The organism is Kitasatospora sp. NBC_01560 (genome assembly GCF_045208415.1).
In the GTDB taxonomy this organism is placed as follows: domain Bacteria; phylum Actinomycetota; class Actinomycetes; order Streptomycetales; family Streptomycetaceae; genus Kitasatospora.
Genome location: NZ_CP109364.1, coordinates 4,178,018 through 4,192,709, shown reverse-complemented (window position 1 = coordinate 4,192,709; position 14,692 = coordinate 4,178,018). Strand labels below are relative to the sequence as shown.

At 76.4% G+C, this 14,692-nt stretch carries 11 protein-coding genes and 1 pseudogene; 9 read left to right on the top strand and 3 right to left on the bottom strand.

Features of this window, described 5'->3' with window-relative positions; all coding sequences use genetic code 11:
* Positions 1 to 6 precede the first annotated feature (6 nt).
* The gene (locus OH807_RS18150; RefSeq protein ID WP_406211067.1) at positions 7 to 810 is read right to left on the bottom strand and encodes a hypothetical protein; all 804 of its coding nucleotides are present in this window, start codon (positions 808 to 810) and stop codon (positions 7 to 9) included.
* A 269-nt stretch (positions 811 to 1,079) separates the two neighbouring features.
* Here OH807_RS18150 and OH807_RS18145 point away from each other — a divergent pair, with 269 nt between their 5' ends.
* The gene (locus tag OH807_RS18145) at positions 1,080 to 1,499 is read left to right on the top strand and encodes a hypothetical protein (protein WP_406199883.1); all 420 of its coding nucleotides are present in this window, start codon (positions 1,080 to 1,082) and stop codon (positions 1,497 to 1,499) included.
* Positions 1,500 to 1,648: 149 nt separating this feature from the next.
* Here OH807_RS18145 and OH807_RS18140 read toward each other — a convergent pair.
* Positions 1,649 to 1,786, bottom strand: a pseudogene (locus OH807_RS18140) (pentapeptide repeat-containing protein); the annotation flags it as partial.
* On the opposite strand from OH807_RS18140, the gene OH807_RS18135 reads away from it, so the two are divergent.
* From OH807_RS18135 to OH807_RS18100, 8 genes are all read left to right on the top strand, one after another.
* Positions 1,743 to 4,748 carry a toxin glutamine deamidase domain-containing protein gene (locus tag OH807_RS18135; protein WP_406199881.1) on the top strand — a complete coding sequence of 1,002 codons (3,006 nt, stop codon included), beginning with the start codon at positions 1,743 to 1,745 and terminating at the stop codon, positions 4,746 to 4,748. The pseudogene OH807_RS18140 and the gene OH807_RS18135 sit on opposite strands and share 44 nt — an antisense overlap.
* A 151-nt stretch (positions 4,749 to 4,899) precedes the next feature.
* Positions 4,900 to 6,204, top strand: a complete 1,305-nt coding sequence (locus OH807_RS18130) for an SUKH-4 family immunity protein (protein ID WP_406199879.1) — start codon at positions 4,900 to 4,902, stop codon at positions 6,202 to 6,204.
* Between the two features lie 270 nt (positions 6,205 to 6,474).
* A complete protein-coding gene (locus tag OH807_RS18125) occupies positions 6,475 to 7,338 on the top strand; it encodes a glycerophosphodiester phosphodiesterase (RefSeq protein ID WP_406199878.1) in 864 nt (287 codons plus the stop codon).
* A gap of 106 nt (positions 7,339 to 7,444) precedes the next feature.
* Positions 7,445 to 8,407 carry a Ppx/GppA family phosphatase gene (locus OH807_RS18120; RefSeq protein WP_406199875.1) on the top strand — a complete coding sequence of 321 codons (963 nt, stop codon included), beginning with the start codon at positions 7,445 to 7,447 and terminating at the stop codon, positions 8,405 to 8,407.
* A gap of 628 nt (positions 8,408 to 9,035) precedes the next feature.
* A complete protein-coding gene (locus OH807_RS18115; protein WP_406211065.1) occupies positions 9,036 to 9,863 on the top strand; it encodes a sugar phosphate isomerase/epimerase family protein in 828 nt (275 codons plus the stop codon).
* A gap of 28 nt (positions 9,864 to 9,891) precedes the next feature.
* On the top strand, positions 9,892 to 10,662 hold the full coding sequence (locus tag OH807_RS18110; protein ID WP_406199873.1) for a class I SAM-dependent methyltransferase: 771 nt from the start codon (positions 9,892 to 9,894) through the stop codon (positions 10,660 to 10,662).
* A 153-nt stretch (positions 10,663 to 10,815) separates the two neighbouring features.
* A complete protein-coding gene (gene ilvD, locus OH807_RS18105; RefSeq protein ID WP_406199871.1) occupies positions 10,816 to 12,660 on the top strand; it encodes a dihydroxy-acid dehydratase in 1,845 nt (614 codons plus the stop codon).
* An 86-nt stretch (positions 12,661 to 12,746) separates the two neighbouring features.
* On the top strand, positions 12,747 to 13,280 hold the full coding sequence (locus OH807_RS18100; protein WP_406199869.1) for a hypothetical protein: 534 nt from the start codon (positions 12,747 to 12,749) through the stop codon (positions 13,278 to 13,280).
* A gap of 6 nt (positions 13,281 to 13,286) precedes the next feature.
* Here OH807_RS18100 and OH807_RS18095 read toward each other — a convergent pair whose 3' ends face one another.
* Complete coding sequence (locus OH807_RS18095; protein WP_406199866.1) at positions 13,287 to 14,660, bottom strand: hypothetical protein; 1,374 nt, start codon at positions 14,658 to 14,660, stop codon at positions 13,287 to 13,289.
* Between the last annotated feature and the right edge of the window lie 32 nt (positions 14,661 to 14,692).

The window sequence follows — 14,692 nt, the reverse complement described above, 5'->3', positions numbered from 1 at the left end:
GAGCGGCTACTTCCGGGCCTTCTTCGGCGGGTCGGCCGGGTGCGGGGCCAGCTTGCGGTCGCCCTTGGTGGCGATCCGCTGCTCGCACAGCCCGGCCAGCACCTCGTACGCGGCCCGGCCCATCAGCTCGGTGAGCTCGGGGCGGTAGCTGACGTACACCGGGTCGGGGCCCTGGTGGGCCTCCGGGCTGCCGGTGCACCACCAGTGCAGGTCGTGGCCGCCCGGGCCCCAGCCGCGGCGGTCGTACTCGCCGATGGTGACCTGGAGGTAGCGGGTGTCGTCCGGGCGGTCGATCCAGTCGTAGGTGCGGCGCACCGGGAGCTGCCAGCAGACGTCCGGCTTGGTCTCCAGCGGCTCCCGGCCCTCCTTGAGGGCGAGCGCGTGCAGTGCGCAGCCGGCGCCGCCCGCGAAGCCGGGGCTGTTCACGAAGATGCAGGCGCCGTTGACCCGGCGGGTCTGCCGGTCGCCGTCCTCGTCCAGCATGGTGATGCCGCCGTCGGCCCTGATCCGGCCCTTGGCGTCGGTGCCGTGCGCGAAGTTCTCCCAGAGCTCGGGCGTCAGCCGGGTCGCGTGGTCCGCCACCCGCTTCTCGTCGTCCTCGTCCGAGTAGTGCGCGCCGAGCGTGCAGCAGCCGTCGGACTCGCCGCGGCCCTCGCGGATGCCGTGGCAGCCCTGGCCGAAGATGCACCCCCAGCGGGAGGTGAGCCAGGTGAGGTCGCAGCGGAAGACCTGCTCCTCGTCGTCGGGGTCGGCGAACTCGGCCCAGGCACGTGCGAAGTCGAGCGGGACCTCGGGACGCAGGGTGGGCATGGCGAGGTCGACCGCGGTGGTGCCGGTCTTGGACTTCTTCTTGGACGTGTCTGCTGCTGCCACCCGGCAAGGGTAGAGCCTCGGCGACGGTGCGAACCGCCCGTGGCTTGGGCATTTACGGCGATTTCACCGGGCGGTGGCGTGCGTGCGGCCCGCGCGGACGGGTCCGTGGCGTCGTGAAGGCAGAGTGAAGAGGTCCCCGGCGCGCTGCGGACGGCCCCGGGAGCACCCCTAGGATGGCGGCCGGTCCGCTACGGGGAGGTACGGGGATGGCCAGCGGCAGCAGCACCGGCGGGGCAGGGAACGGCAATTTCGTCATCAAGCCGTGGGAACTGCACGGCGAGGGCCGGGAGTTCGAAAAGATCTCGGCGGACTTCGGGAAGGCCGTCGGCACCCTGGAGCAGGCCCTCACCGCGCTCGGCAGCCCGTGGGGGCTGGACAAGCCGGGCAGCGGCTTCGCCGCCGTCTACCAGGAAGCGCACGGCGGGCTGCTCGGCGGCCTGCGGGGGCTCGCCGGGCAGCTCGGCCAGGTCGGCTCCGGACTGCACACCATGGCCGAGCGGACGGCGGACGCCGACACCTCGGCCGCCGCGGGCTTCGGCGGCCGGCCCGCGGGGCCGGGCGGCCCGGTGCGGCCGGGTGCAACCCCGGTGGCCGGGACGGCCGTCCCCAAGGACATGTCGGCCTGACGCCCGGCCCGGTCGTGCCGCCCGGTGGCGGGCCCGGCCGGGGCCCCGTGGCCCGGTGCCGGCCGCCTGCCTCCGGTCGGACGGGGTGGGGCGGCACCCCGGTGCCCGGGCCGGAGTCGCACGTCGAGAGTCCGCCGTCGAAAGTCCGCACGTCGAAAGTCCGCACGTCGAAAGTCCGCACGTCGAAAGTCCGCACGTCGAAAGTCCGCACGTCGAAAGTCCGCACGTCGAAGGGGGAATCGCGTGTCCCGGAAACTGCCCGAGGAGCTCGCACCGGTACTGGCCAGGACCGGCCACCAGTGGCCGCAGGCCGACGAGGACGGGCTGCGCAGGGCAGCCGGGCTCTGGCGCGAGTTCGGCGTCGAGGCCGAGCGCCTCGGCAAGCGCGGCGGGGACTCCGCCAAGCGCGTCGCGGGGGACAACTCCGGCCGTGCGGTGGACGCCTTCGAGGCGTACTGGCAGGGGTTCAGCGGGAGCGGCCGCGGGCACCTGGACGACGCCCACTCCGCCACCGGCCTGATCGCGGGGGCCTTCGACAAGGCGGCCAGGGCCGCCGACAGCTGCAAGGCCGACATCGTCGCCACCCTCACCGAACTGGCCGCCGAGCTGAAGCAGGCGCAGGAGCAGGCGGCGAAGGCCAAGGCCGCCGCCGCGGACCTCGCCGCCACCACCCGCAGCGGGGACGCCGCCCCCGGCGGGGTCTTCGGCGGGCTGCGGCAGGGCGTCAACGCCGTGGCGGCCGGGGTGCAGAACGCCGCCACCGCGCAGGTCGCCGAGGCGGTCGAGGCGGTCGCCGTCGAGACGGCCAAGCTGAAGATCGGCGGCCTGCTGGACGAGCTCGGCCGCGCCATGAAGGACGGCCTCGGCGGCACGCTCAAGGAGCCCGCCGTCCTCGCCCTGCTGCGGCTCGGGCCGGGCGGCGGCACCCCCGGCGTCCGCCCCGCCTGGCTCACCAGCGGCCCCGGCGGCACCTTCGACGCCGTGGCCGCCGGGCTGCCCGCGGCGCTCGGCGAACCGGGCGTGCTGGGCGCGGGCGGGGCCGGCCTGGCGGTGGTGGTCGGCACCGACGGCAAGCCGCTGGTCGGCGAGGACGGCAAGCCGGTGGTCGGCGTGCCCGGGCTCGCCGTCAAGCTGGACGAGGCCGGCAAGCCGGTGCTGGACGAGCAGGGCAACCCGGTGATCGTCCGGGCCGACGGCACGCCGGTCGCCGATCGGAGCGGGCTGCTCGTCGTCCGGGGCGCCGACGGCCGGCCGGTGGTCGGCGTGGAGGAGCTGACCGTCAAGGTCGACGAGCACGGGCAGCCGCTGCTCGGCAAGGACGGCCGGCCGGTGCTGACCGACAAGGACGGCAAGGAAGTCCCGGCGGCGCTCGCCGACCTCGCGGCGGGCGGCGGCCGGAACGGCCACGGGCTGGACGGCAGGCCGGGCGGGCCGCTCGCGGCCGGGCCGGGCGCCGTGCTGCCCGGTACGCCCGGCGGGCCGGTGGCACCCGGGGCGGGGGTGCCGGGGGTCGGGCCGGACGGCGTGGTGATCATGGCCGGTGCGGACGGCGACGGCCCGGGCGGCGGCAACGCCAACGGCACCGGCGGCAACGGGCACGGCCGCGGCGCTCCCGGCGCGGCGGACGGCCCCGGCGGCCCGGGCGGCCAGGGCCCGGACGCCTCCGCCGGCGGCGGCCCCGGGCCGGTGCGCACCGGCCCGGTGAACGGCGGCGGCGACTGGTCGCCGCCCGCCCACCCGGAGGCCCCGGGCCGGCCGGCGGCAGCGGCGGCCACCGGTGGTGGCGGCGGTGGTGGTGGCGGTGGTGCCCCGGCCGGGCGGCCCGGCCCGGCGGACGGGGACTACCCCCTGGCCCCGGCCACGCACCCCGGCGGCGGCGCCCCGGTCACCGTGCGGACGGACTCGGTGCTCGCCCCGCCCGCCCCCTCGGCGCCCGCCCCCGCCGCCACCCCGCACTACCAGCCGGGGCCGGACGTGCCCACGGGCACCGGCCCGTCCTACGGCACCGCCTACGGCGGGACGTTCACCCTCCCGCCCGCCGGCGGACCGGTCCCGGCGGGCCCGGTCGGCCCCGGGCCGCTCGCCGCCGGCCCGGTCGGCCACGCCGCCCCCGCCTACGGCGCCCCCGCCGCCGCCGGGCACGGCCCGGCGCCGTTCGGCAGCGGCATCGGTGCGGGCACGCCGGCCACCGGTGCGCCCGGGGTGCCCGGTGCGCCAGGGGTGCCCGGAGTGCCCGGCGTCATGGGTACGCCCGGCGGCACCGGGACCGGCTCCGGCACCGGCTCCGGCACCGCGGCGCCCGGGGCGCACACCCCGACCGAGGCCAGGCCGGGCGCGGGCCAGGCCGGCCAGCGCCAGGCCACCGGGGCCCCGCACCCCGTCACCGCCCCCGGACCGCTGCTCGTCCCGCCCACCCCGGGGGCCCCGGCCGCCGGCCCCGCCCGCCCCGAGTTCCACCCGGCCGACCAGCGGCGCCGACCCGACGGCTCCCCGGCCGAGGACGGGACCGGGCTCGCCTGGGCCGCCGTACCGGTGGCCACCGCCCACGCGACGGCCCTCCACCTCGCGCTGCGCGGGGCGTTCGGCAGCGCGCCCGAGGAGCAGCTGCTCCGGCTGCGGACCATCGCCGACAGCCGCCCGTACGGCCTGCCCGGCGGCCTCGCCCCGGTCGACCCCGAACACCAGCGCGAGATCGAACGCCGTGCGCCCCAGGACGCCGACGGCCTCCCGCTGCGCCACCCCGACCCGGCGGCCGGCGGCTGGGCCGAGGTCGTCAACGACGGCGGCCACCGCGGGCCGGGGCGGGCCAACAACAGCCTGGAGATCGCGCTCTCCGCGGTCGACACCTTCACCGGCCGCCCGACCTGCGCCGCCCCGCGGATCCCCACCGAGGGCGACGCGGGCGAACGCGGCGGCCGCGACCGCGCCGAGCGCGAACTCGGCGCGCCGTTCCGCGACCTCGGCGACGGCGGGACGGCCTTCGGCCGGCTGGCCGGCGAACTGCGGCGGGCCGGCCACGGCTCGCAGGCCGTGCTGCTCACGCTGGACGGCTTCGGCCGCCCGCACGCCTGGAACGCCGTCAACCACCGGGACGCCGTGACCTACCTCGACCACCAGGTCGGCCGGCAGGGCGCCGCCCCGTTGCACGAGGCCGCCCACGGGCTCTGGGCCATCGCGCTCGATCCCGACGGCCGCCCGCTCGACCTCACCGCCCGCCGCCCCGAGTTCGCCACGGGCCCCGCCGCGTGACGCCCGGTCCGGGCGCCCGCCGGGGGGCCGGCGGCCGGCGCGTGCGATCCTGGCGGCCGGCCGGTGGGGGACCGGGCAGTGGGCCGGTGCCGGGGTGCCCGTCGGCCGGTTCGTCCGTTCGTGCTCGTGCCGATGCAAGGAGCTCCACCCCGTGACCACCCGCGCAGCGGCGATCGAGGCCGCCCACCGCTGGATCAACGGTGACCTGCCGCGGGCCTCGGCCGACGGCTCGACCGGGAGCCGGCGGGTGCACTCGCACGAGTTCGAGCTCGGCTGGGTGGTCTGGGCGGAGCCGCCGCCGGTGCAGGTCGACCCGCTGACCGGCGAACGGCGCGCGCCCGAGGAGGTCGGCGCGGCCTGCGCGGTGGTCGACCGGGAGACCGGCCGGTTCACCGTCTGGCCGTCGGTGCCGGTGGGCGAGGTCGTCCTGCTGTACCGGGACTTCCTCGGCGCGGGCGCCCACGACCCGACCCGCCCGCCGGCCACCGGCCGCGGCACCCGGGCCGAGCTGACCTACCGGGACGACCGCGGCGAGGTGTGCGCACTGGCCGTGCGCTCGGCGCCGGGCCTGCCGCATCCGGCGCTGCGTGCCTGGTGGTGGCTGCGCGAGCAGGGCGTGCAGGCGAAGGACGTGCTGACCGTCCGCACCGACCTGCGGCTGAGCGCGCTGCCCGGCGGCTACTGGGCGTACGCGCTGGCGGCCGAACTGCCGGACACCGCCGTGGGATTCGACCTGCCGTACGGGCCGCGCTTCGACCACCGCGCGGCCGCCGTGCGGGCCCTGCCCGCCGAGCCGGGCGGACCGGTCCGCAACCGGGTGCCGTTCCCGCGCGGCACACCGCCGCTGCCGGCCGAGCCCGACCGCGAGCTGGCGGCCCGGCTGGTGGAACGCTTCGGGGCCGGCGGCGTCCAGCGTTTCGACCCGGCGGACGCCGCCCGGGCGGACCTGCCCGAGCCGACCGCGCGCGTGCTGCTCACGGTCGGCGTGCCGGTGGCCGTCGAGGGCTTCTTCGCCGTGCACCACCCCCGGCCGGACGCGATCGCGGACGGCAGCCGGCCGGGCGCGGTGCTGCCGCCGCTGGCCGGGTACCTGGCCGAGGCGGGCCGCGGCACCCGGGTGGCCGAGCGCGAGCGTCTCGCGCTGGCCCCGCAGCTGCTGCTCGGCACCGACGGCTGGGCGCTGATCACCGTGGACACCGCCTGCGGCGCCGTCCGGGCGGTCGACCCGGACTACGCGACCGCCCGGCACTGCAACGACGGGCCGGCGGCGTTCGTCCGCTGCCTGGCGCTCTTCGCCGAGCGCCTGCCCGGTCTGCGCGGGGCCGACCCGACGGCCGCCGGTGCCGCCGTCGACGCCCTGCAGCGGGGCCTGGCGGCGATCGACCCGACCGTCTTCGACGATCCGGAGAACTGGTGGGCCGTCATCGTCGAGCAGCTCTGGGACGGCCTGCTGTGAGCCGCCGCGCCGCGGTGCGGCCTGCCGCGGACGCGCGCCCGCGGCGGGGATGTCCGGGTGACCTGCGGTGCGCCGCGGCGGGGACGCGCCGGGAGACGGGCGCAGGCTGAGGGAATCGACCGTACTGTCGGGTTGTCAGATCATTCTGAGGACCCGTGGTGACGGCACCCCTCCCGGACCGCCCGCGCCTCCCCGCCCACGACCGCCGCCCGACCCCGAGCAGGCCGCGCCCGCCGCGGCGCCCGCACCAGAGCTGGAGCCCCCACCGCCGTGACCGCCTCGCCCCGTGCCGCCCGTGCGGCCGTGCTCACCGCCCTCGCGGTGCTGGCCGCGGGCTGCGCCGCCACCCCCGGACTGCGCGCCGGACCGGCCGCCGCCGCCCCGCAGATCTGCGCGGGGCCGGTGGTGATCGGCCACCGGGGCTCCCCGCTCGGCGCGCCCGAGAACACCATGGCCTCCTTCGAGCAGGCCCTCGCCCAGGGCGCCGACTGGCTGGAGACCGACGTCCAGACCACCCGGGACGGCGTCCCGGTGCTCATGCACGACGCCACGGTGGACCGCACCACCGACGGCAAGGGCGCCGTCGCCGATCTCACCGCCGAGCAGCTCGCCGGCCTGCGGGTGACGATCGGCCCCGGCGCGCCCGAACCGGTGCCGACCCTGGAGCAGCTGCTGAAGCGGCTCTCCGGCACCGGCGTCACGCTGCTGATGGAGCTCAAGTGGCAGCGCGCCGAGGACGTCGCCCGGATCGCCCGGGCGGCGGCCGGCAGCGGTGCCCGGGTGTTCCTGTACTCGTTCTCCGCCGACCACCTGCGCCAGGCCCACGCCGCCGCGCCCGCCCTGCCGGTGGTGCTGATCCAGGGCGGCTCCTTCGCCGAGGACCCCGGTGACCTGCCGCTGCACGGCATCGCCCTGGAGGCCACGCTCGCCACCGCGTCCCGGATTGCCGCCGAGCGCAGGGCCGGCCACGAGGTCTACGTCTGGACGCTGGACGACGAGGAGTCCTGGCAGCTGATGACCGAACGGGACGCCGACGGCCTGATCACCGACACCCCGGGCCGGGCCCGCCGTTGGGCCGACGCCAACTGCCGCACCGACCGGTCGGCCGTCCCGCACGGCGCCCGCGTGCACTGACCGGCGCCCCGGCCCCGCGGGGCCGGTCCGGACCCCCGGCCCGGACCAGCACGCATACCGCCGGGAGGGGTCTGTCGGAGGGTCGGATCGCGTAGCGTGGAGAGCTATGCGACTCGGTGTGCTCGACGTAGGTTCCAACACGGTCCACTTCCTCGTGGTGGACGCCCACCCCGGGGCCGCCCCGCTGCCCGCCTACTCCCACAAGGCCGAGCTGCGGCTGGCCGAACTCCTCGACGACCGGGGCGCGATAAGCGGACCCGGGGTGGACAAGCTGATCGGCATGGTGGCCTCCTCGCTGCGGGTCGCCGAGGACAAGGGCGTCGTCGACATCCTGCCGTTCGCCACCTCCGCCGTCCGGGAGGCCGCCAACGGCGAGGAGGTGCTCCGCCGGGTCGCCGCGGAGACCGGCGTCGAGCTGCGGGTGCTCTCCGGACAGGACGAGGCGCGGCTCACCTTCCTGGCCGTCCGGCGCTGGTTCGGCTGGTCCTCCGGCCGGCTGCTCAACCTCGACATCGGCGGCGGCTCGCTGGAGATCGCCTGCGGCCTGGACGAGCAGCCCGACGTGGCCTGCTCGCTGCCGCTCGGAGCCGGGCGGCTCACCGCCCGCTGGCTGCCCGGGGACGTCGCCGACCCGGAGGACCTGCGCGTCCTCAGACGCCACATCCGGGCCGAGCTGGCCACCGTCGTCGGCGAGGTGGCCCGGCTCGGGGCCACCGACCACGCCGTCGCCACCTCCAAGACCTTCAAGCAGCTCGCCCGGATGACCGGCGCCGCCCCCGCCGACGCCGGCCCGTACGCGGACCGCCGGCTCACCCGCAGCGGCCTCTCCGCCTGGCTGCCCCGGCTCTCCGCGATGACCGTCGCCGAACGGGCGCAGATCCCCGGCGTCTCCGAGGGCCGCGCCAAGCAGCTGCTGGCCGGCGCGCTGGTCGCCGACGCCGCGATGGACCTGCTCGGCCTGGACGAGCTCGACGTCTGCCCCTGGGCGCTGCGCGAGGGCATCATCCTGCGCCGCCTGGACACCATGGACGGGCCGGTCGACCGCCGCCGCCCGGCCCTCACCACCTGAGGCCGCTCCCCGTTCGGGGCGCGGTCCGCTTACGCTGTCTCCCGTGGTGCAACCAGCGGGCGAGGACGGGACGCAGGAGGGCCGCGCGCCCGGGGACGGGCAGTCGCGGCCGGACGCACCGCGCCGCACGCGCCCACCCGGCGAGGAGGCCCCGGCCCCCGCGGGGGCGGGCCGCGCCCGCCCGCTCGGCAAGGCCGTGCAGGGCGTCCGGGCGGCCAGGGCGGCGACCGCGGCGAAGACCGCGGCGGCCCGGAAGGCCACCGGCGGTGCCGCGAAGAAGCCCGCCCGGCAGCCCGCCCGGGGCGCCTCCCCGGAGACCGCCCGGAAGGCCGGCCGGAAGGCGGCGTCGAAGGCCGCCCCGAACCCGCCCGCACCGAAGACCGCACCGAAGACCGCGCAGAAGGCCGGACCCAAGGCCGGACCCAAGGCCGCCCGGCGGACCGCGCCGCAGCCCGCGCGGGGCACCCCGGAGCAGCCGGCCGCCGAGGCCCCCGCCACCAGGGCCCCCCGCACCACCCGGACGGCACGGGCCGCCGGTGCCGCCAAGGCCGCCGTCCAGTCGGTCAAGTCCGTCAAGGCCGCCCGGCAGGCCGCCGGCCGCGCCCCGCTGCTGCGCACCACCGACCGCCTGGTGCTGCCCCCGCATCCGACCCTGCACATCCCCGACACCAAGGTCGCGCTCTCCACCGCCTCGGTCTACCCGGCCGGCACCGCCGTCGGTTTCGAACTGGCCGCCAGGCTCGGCTACGACGGCGTGGAGGTGATGGTCTGGAACGACCCGGTCAGCCAGGACATCGAGGCGCTGCGCCGGCTCTCCGACGCCCACGGCATGCCGATCCTGGCCGTGCACGCGCCGTGCCTGCTGATCACCCAGCGGGTCTGGACCACCGACCCGTGGACCAAGCTGGTCCGGGCCCGGGCCGCGGCCGAGAAGCTCGGCGCGAGCGCCGTCGTCGTCCACCCGCCGTTCCGCTGGCAGCGGCAGTACGCGCGCGAGTTCGTCGAGGGCATCGACCGGATGGCGGGCGAGACCGACGTCCGCTTCGCCGTCGAGAACATGTACCCGTGGCGCTACCGCGACCGCGAGATGCTCGCGTACGCCCCCGGCTGGGACGTCACCGAGGAGGAGTACCGGCACTTCACCATCGACCTCTCGCACGCCGCCACCTCCCGGATCGACGCGCTCGGCATGGTCGAGCGGATGGGCGACCGGCTCGCCCACATCCACCTGGCCGACGGCAGCGGCTCCGGCAAGGACGAGCACCTCATCCCCGGCCGCGGCAAGCAGCCCTGTGCGGAGCTGCTGGAGCACCTCGCGCGGACCGGGTTCGACGGGCACGTGGTGCTGGAGGTCAACACCCGGCGCTCCGTCTCGCCCGCCGAACGCGAGGCCGATCTCGCCGAGGCGCTCGCCTTCACCCGCTTGCACCTGGCCACTCCCGCGCGCCTAAGGTGAGTACGAACTGCCGTGCGGAGGGGGAGCCATGACGGAGAGTCCGGACTACCGGGAGGCGGCCGTCTCGTTCGGCGCGGTCGCCGCCGAGTACGAGCAGGGACGCCCCGGCTACCCCGACGCCCTGTTCGACGAGCTGGAGCGGCTGGCCGGGCGGAGCCTCAAGGGCGCCCGGGTGCTGGACGTCGGCGCCGGTACCGGCATCGCCACCCGACTGCTGGCCGCCCGCGGCGCCGAGGTGGTGGCCGTCGAGCCGAGCCCCGGCATGGGCGCGCAGTTCCTGGCCTCCTCGCCGGGGATCCCCCTGGTCCGCGGCACCGGTGACGAACTGCCCTTCCACGACCGCAGCGCCGACCTCGTCACCTACGCCCAGGCCTTCCACTGGACCCACCCCGAGCGCGCGATCCCGGAGGCGGTCCGGGTGCTCCGGCCCGGCGGCGCCGTCGCCACCTGGTGGAACGTGAAGGACGAGACCGTCCCGTGGGTCCGCGCCCTCGGCGAGCGGATGGCCGCCGCGCTGCCCGGCCGCTACCACGGCTACGGCCGGATCGACCGGCACACCGGCCACTTCGCCCCGGCCGGCCTGGAGGTCTCCTCCGCCCTGCTGCGCTGGGAGCGCGAGATCACCGTCGACCTGCTGATCAAGGACCTCACCTCCCGCTCCTACCTGGCCTCCCTCGATCCCGGTCCGCGGGCGGCCCTGCTCGCCGACGAGCGGGCCGCCCTGCTCGCGGAGTTCCCCGACGGCCGGCTGACCGAGCCCTACGTCCTGAGCCTCACGGTGGCCCGCACCCCGGCCTGACCGGCACCGCGCGGGCCCGGCCGCCACGGCCTGACCGCATCGCGGACGCGGTGTCCGCCGGGCGGACCGCGGGCGTAGTCTCGATAGACACAGCGGCCGCCGCACCCTCCCGTCCGGCGGCGCCGCCAGCAGCCTCCGAAGGAGTGGAGCACAGTGCCCGAGCTGAAGTCCCGTACGGTCACCCACGGTCGCAACATGGCAGGCGCCCGGGCGCTTCTCCGGGCCGCCGGTGTAGCCCGGGAGGACTTCGGCAAGCCGATCATCGCGGTCGCCAACTCCTTCACCGAGTTCGTCCCCGGCCACACCCACCTGCAGCCGGTCGGCCGGATCGTCTCCGAGGCGATCAAGCAGGCGGGCGGCATCCCGCGCGAGTTCAACACCATCGCGGTCGACGACGGCATCGCGATGGGCCACAGCGGCATGCTCTACTCGCTGCCCTCGCGGGACCTGATCGCCGACTCCGTGGAGTACATGGTCAACGCGCACTGCGCCGACGCCCTGATCTGCATCTCCAACTGCGACAAGATCACCCCCGGCATGCTGATGGCCGCGCTGCGCCTCAACATCCCGACGGTCTTCGTCTCCGGCGGCCCGATGGAGGCCGGCAAGGCCACCCTGGTCGACGGCACCGTGCGCAAGCTCGACCTGGTCGACGCGATCTCCCAGGCGGTGAACGAGAACGTCTCCGACGAGGACATCGCGATCATCGAGGAGAACGCCTGTCCGACCTGCGGATCGTGCTCCGGCATGTTCACCGCCAACTCGATGAACTGCCTCACCGAGGCGATCGGCCTCTCGCTGCCCGGCAACGGCTCGGTGCTCGCCACCCACACCGCCCGCAAGGCGCTGTACGAGCGGGCCGGCCACAACGTCGTCGAGATCGCCAACCGGCACTACGGCCAGGACGACTACTCCGTCCTGCCGCGCTCCATCGCCACCCGGGCCGCCTTCGAGAACGCGATGGCGCTCGACATCGCCATGGGCGGCTCCACCAACACCATCCTGCACCTGCTCGCCGCCGCCCAGGAGGCCGAGCTCGACTTCGACATGCGGGCCATCGACGCCATCTCCCGCAAGGTGCCCTGCCTCTCCAAGGTCGCGCCCAACGGCTCGTACTACATGGAGGACGTGCACCGGGCCGGCGGCATCCCCGCCATCCTCGGCGAGCTGTACCGCGGCGGGCTGCTCAACGAGGACGTGCACACCGTGCACTCCGACTCGATCGCCGAGTGGCTGAAGACCTGGGACGTCCGCGGCGGCTCGCCGTCCGCCGAGGCCGTCGAGCTGTGGCACGCGGCCCCCGGCTGCGTCCGCTCCGCCGAGGCGTTCTCGCAGTCCGAGCGCTGGGACACCCTGGACACCGACGCCGCCAAGGGCTGCATCCGCAGCGTCGAGCACGCCTACTCGGTCGAGGGCGGCCTCGCCGTGCTGTACGGCAACCTCGCCGAGGACGGCTGCATCGTGAAGACCGCCGGTGTGGACGAGTCGATCTGGACCTTCAGCGGCCCGGCCGTCGTGGTGGAGTCCCAGGACGACGCCGTCGACGCGATCCTCACCAAGCGGGTCAAGGAGGGCGACGTCGTCGTCATCCGCTACGAGGGCCCCCGGGGCGGCCCCGGCATGCAGGAGATGCTCTACCCGACCTCGTTCCTCAAGGGCCGCGGCCTCGGCAAGGCCTGCGCCCTGGTCACCGACGGCCGGTTCTCCGGCGGCACCTCGGGCCTCTCGATCGGCCACGCCTCCCCGGAGGCCGCGTCCGGCGGCACCATCGCGCTGGTCGAGGACGGCGACATCATCGCCATCGACATCCCGGGCCGGACGATCTCGCTGGAGGTCTCCTTCGAGGAGCTGCACGAGCGCCGGCTGAAGCTGGAGGCCGAGGGCGGCTACCGGCCGAAGAACCGCGAGCGCCAGGTCAGCCAGGCGCTGCGCGCGTACGCCGCGATGACCACCTCCGCGGACAAGGGCGCCGTGCGCGACGTCAGCAAGCTCGGCTGACCCGGGGACCACAGTGGTGGAGGAGCCGTCCCGCCTGGCGGGACGGCTCCTCCGCGTTGTCCCGGCACCGGGTGATAATCGGCCGTGTGACCGACCACCCCGCCCCCGCCCCCGCCCCCGAGCCCGCCGGTGCCCCCGAGCCGGAGCCGATCCGCTGGTTCGGCACCAGCTGGGTCGCCCGCGGCGGCGACTACTGGACGCGCCGGATCCTCGTGCCGATCGGCGCCCTGATCGCGACCGCCGCCGGAGCCTTCCTCGTCCGGCTCGCCGTCGACGGCGTGCGGCTCTCCGACAACGGCGGCTTCGTCAACGGCCTGCTGCTCGCCGCCATCGCGATCTGCTCCTGCCTCTCCGGCCTGCGCAACTGGAAGCTGCTCACCGAGGGCCGGGACGAGCTGACCGGCTGGATGGCCGAGGACAAGTCGCTCGGCGTGGTCTGGATCGTCGGCGGGGTCGGCGCGCTGTTCGCCTACTTCCTCCGCAGCCTCACCGAGGCCCCCGGCGAGGCCGTCAAGCGTGCCGGGTACGAGCGGGCGGCGGCGGCGTACGGCCGCCGCCGGGCCGTCCGCAGCGGCCGGCCCGACACCAGGGCGCCGGGCCGGGGCAGGCGCAAGCGCTGAGCGCGGTCAGTTGCGGCTGATCGTGCCGCACTCCTGGTTGCCGTCCGTGAGGTCCTTGGTGCGGTCGTACGGGTCGGTGGCCGGGCCGGTCGGCTGCGGCTCCGCCGGCGCCCCGGGCAGGCGCGTCGCGAACTGGTCGAACTGCGGGTGGTAGAAGCCGTCGCTGCTCGCGCAGGCCGAGTTGCCGACGTCCGACTGGGACTTGCCGAAGACCAGCTTCTTCGGGCTGACCCGGTAGCGCGCCGGGTCGTAGAACCGGAAGGTGTCCACGCGCCGCACGATGGTGCGGGTGGTCCAGGTGTCACCCGCGACGTCCGCGGCCGGCACCGTCCAGCCCACCGGCCTGGGACCGCCGCCGTCACCGGCCGGCGGCGGCGTGGCCGTCGGCCGGGGCGTGGCCGGCTGCGGCGTGGCCGCCCGCTTGCCGGCCTCCGGGCCCGGCCGCAGCGCGTACACGTACGTGAAGTCGGTGTGCACCAGCACGCCCTTGTCGCCGTCGCCCTCGACGGTGATCAGGCCCTGCATCCTGACGGTGTCGGAGACCGGGATCGCGTCGCGCGGGTCGAACCGGCTGAACCAGGCCGTCGGGTCGTTCTCCGTGGACGGCTTGGTGAGGGCGGCCCGGGCGTTGTCCTGCTCCTCGCGGTCCAGCAGGGCCAGCGCCGCCTCGGGCGTACCGCCGGCGACCGCCTTCGGGTCGAGGTTGGCGGCCGCCAGGTACTCCTTCACCAGCTTGACCTGCGCCGCCACCTGCTCGGCGGTGAACACCCCGATGGCGCCGGCGGGCGCGGTCAGGTCGAAGGCGTCCATCGTGGTCGGCCAGCCCTCGGCGGGGGAGCCGGCCCACGGGTGGTCGACGGTCGGCTGCTGCGGGTCGACCCGCGGCGGCGCGGTGGTCGGCCGGGCGGTCTCCGGGGCCACCGTCGGCACCGGGGCGGTCGCGGCGGCCGGTCCGCCGGAGTCGCTGCCGAAGTGCGTCGAGTACCAGGACTTCAGGCTGCCCACGTTCAGGGCCGCGAGCAGTACCGCGACGGTCAGCGCCACGTACAGCGGCGCGCGCCACTCCAGCCGCCGCCGGCGGCGCGGGCGCGGGTTGCCCCAGGGGTCGAGCTCGACCGGCTTCGGCGTGCGGCCGAACCGTTTCGGCGGGCCGTCGTTCACCGAGCGGCGGCCGCCCGGGTCGACCGGCGGGGTGTGCTTCCACTGGGCGGCGAGCATCCGGGTGCGGCCCGCCTGTTCCTTGACGGCGGCGCCCCTGACGAACTCCTCGTCCAGGACGAGCTCGTCGAACGGGTCCTTCCCGCCCGTACCGGACGGGTCCACCCCGTCCGGGTCCCGGCCCTCGGCGGGGCGCGGTTCTGGATCTTCGGCTATCGGCATCGCGCCAGTATGCCGACGGGGTGTGACGAATC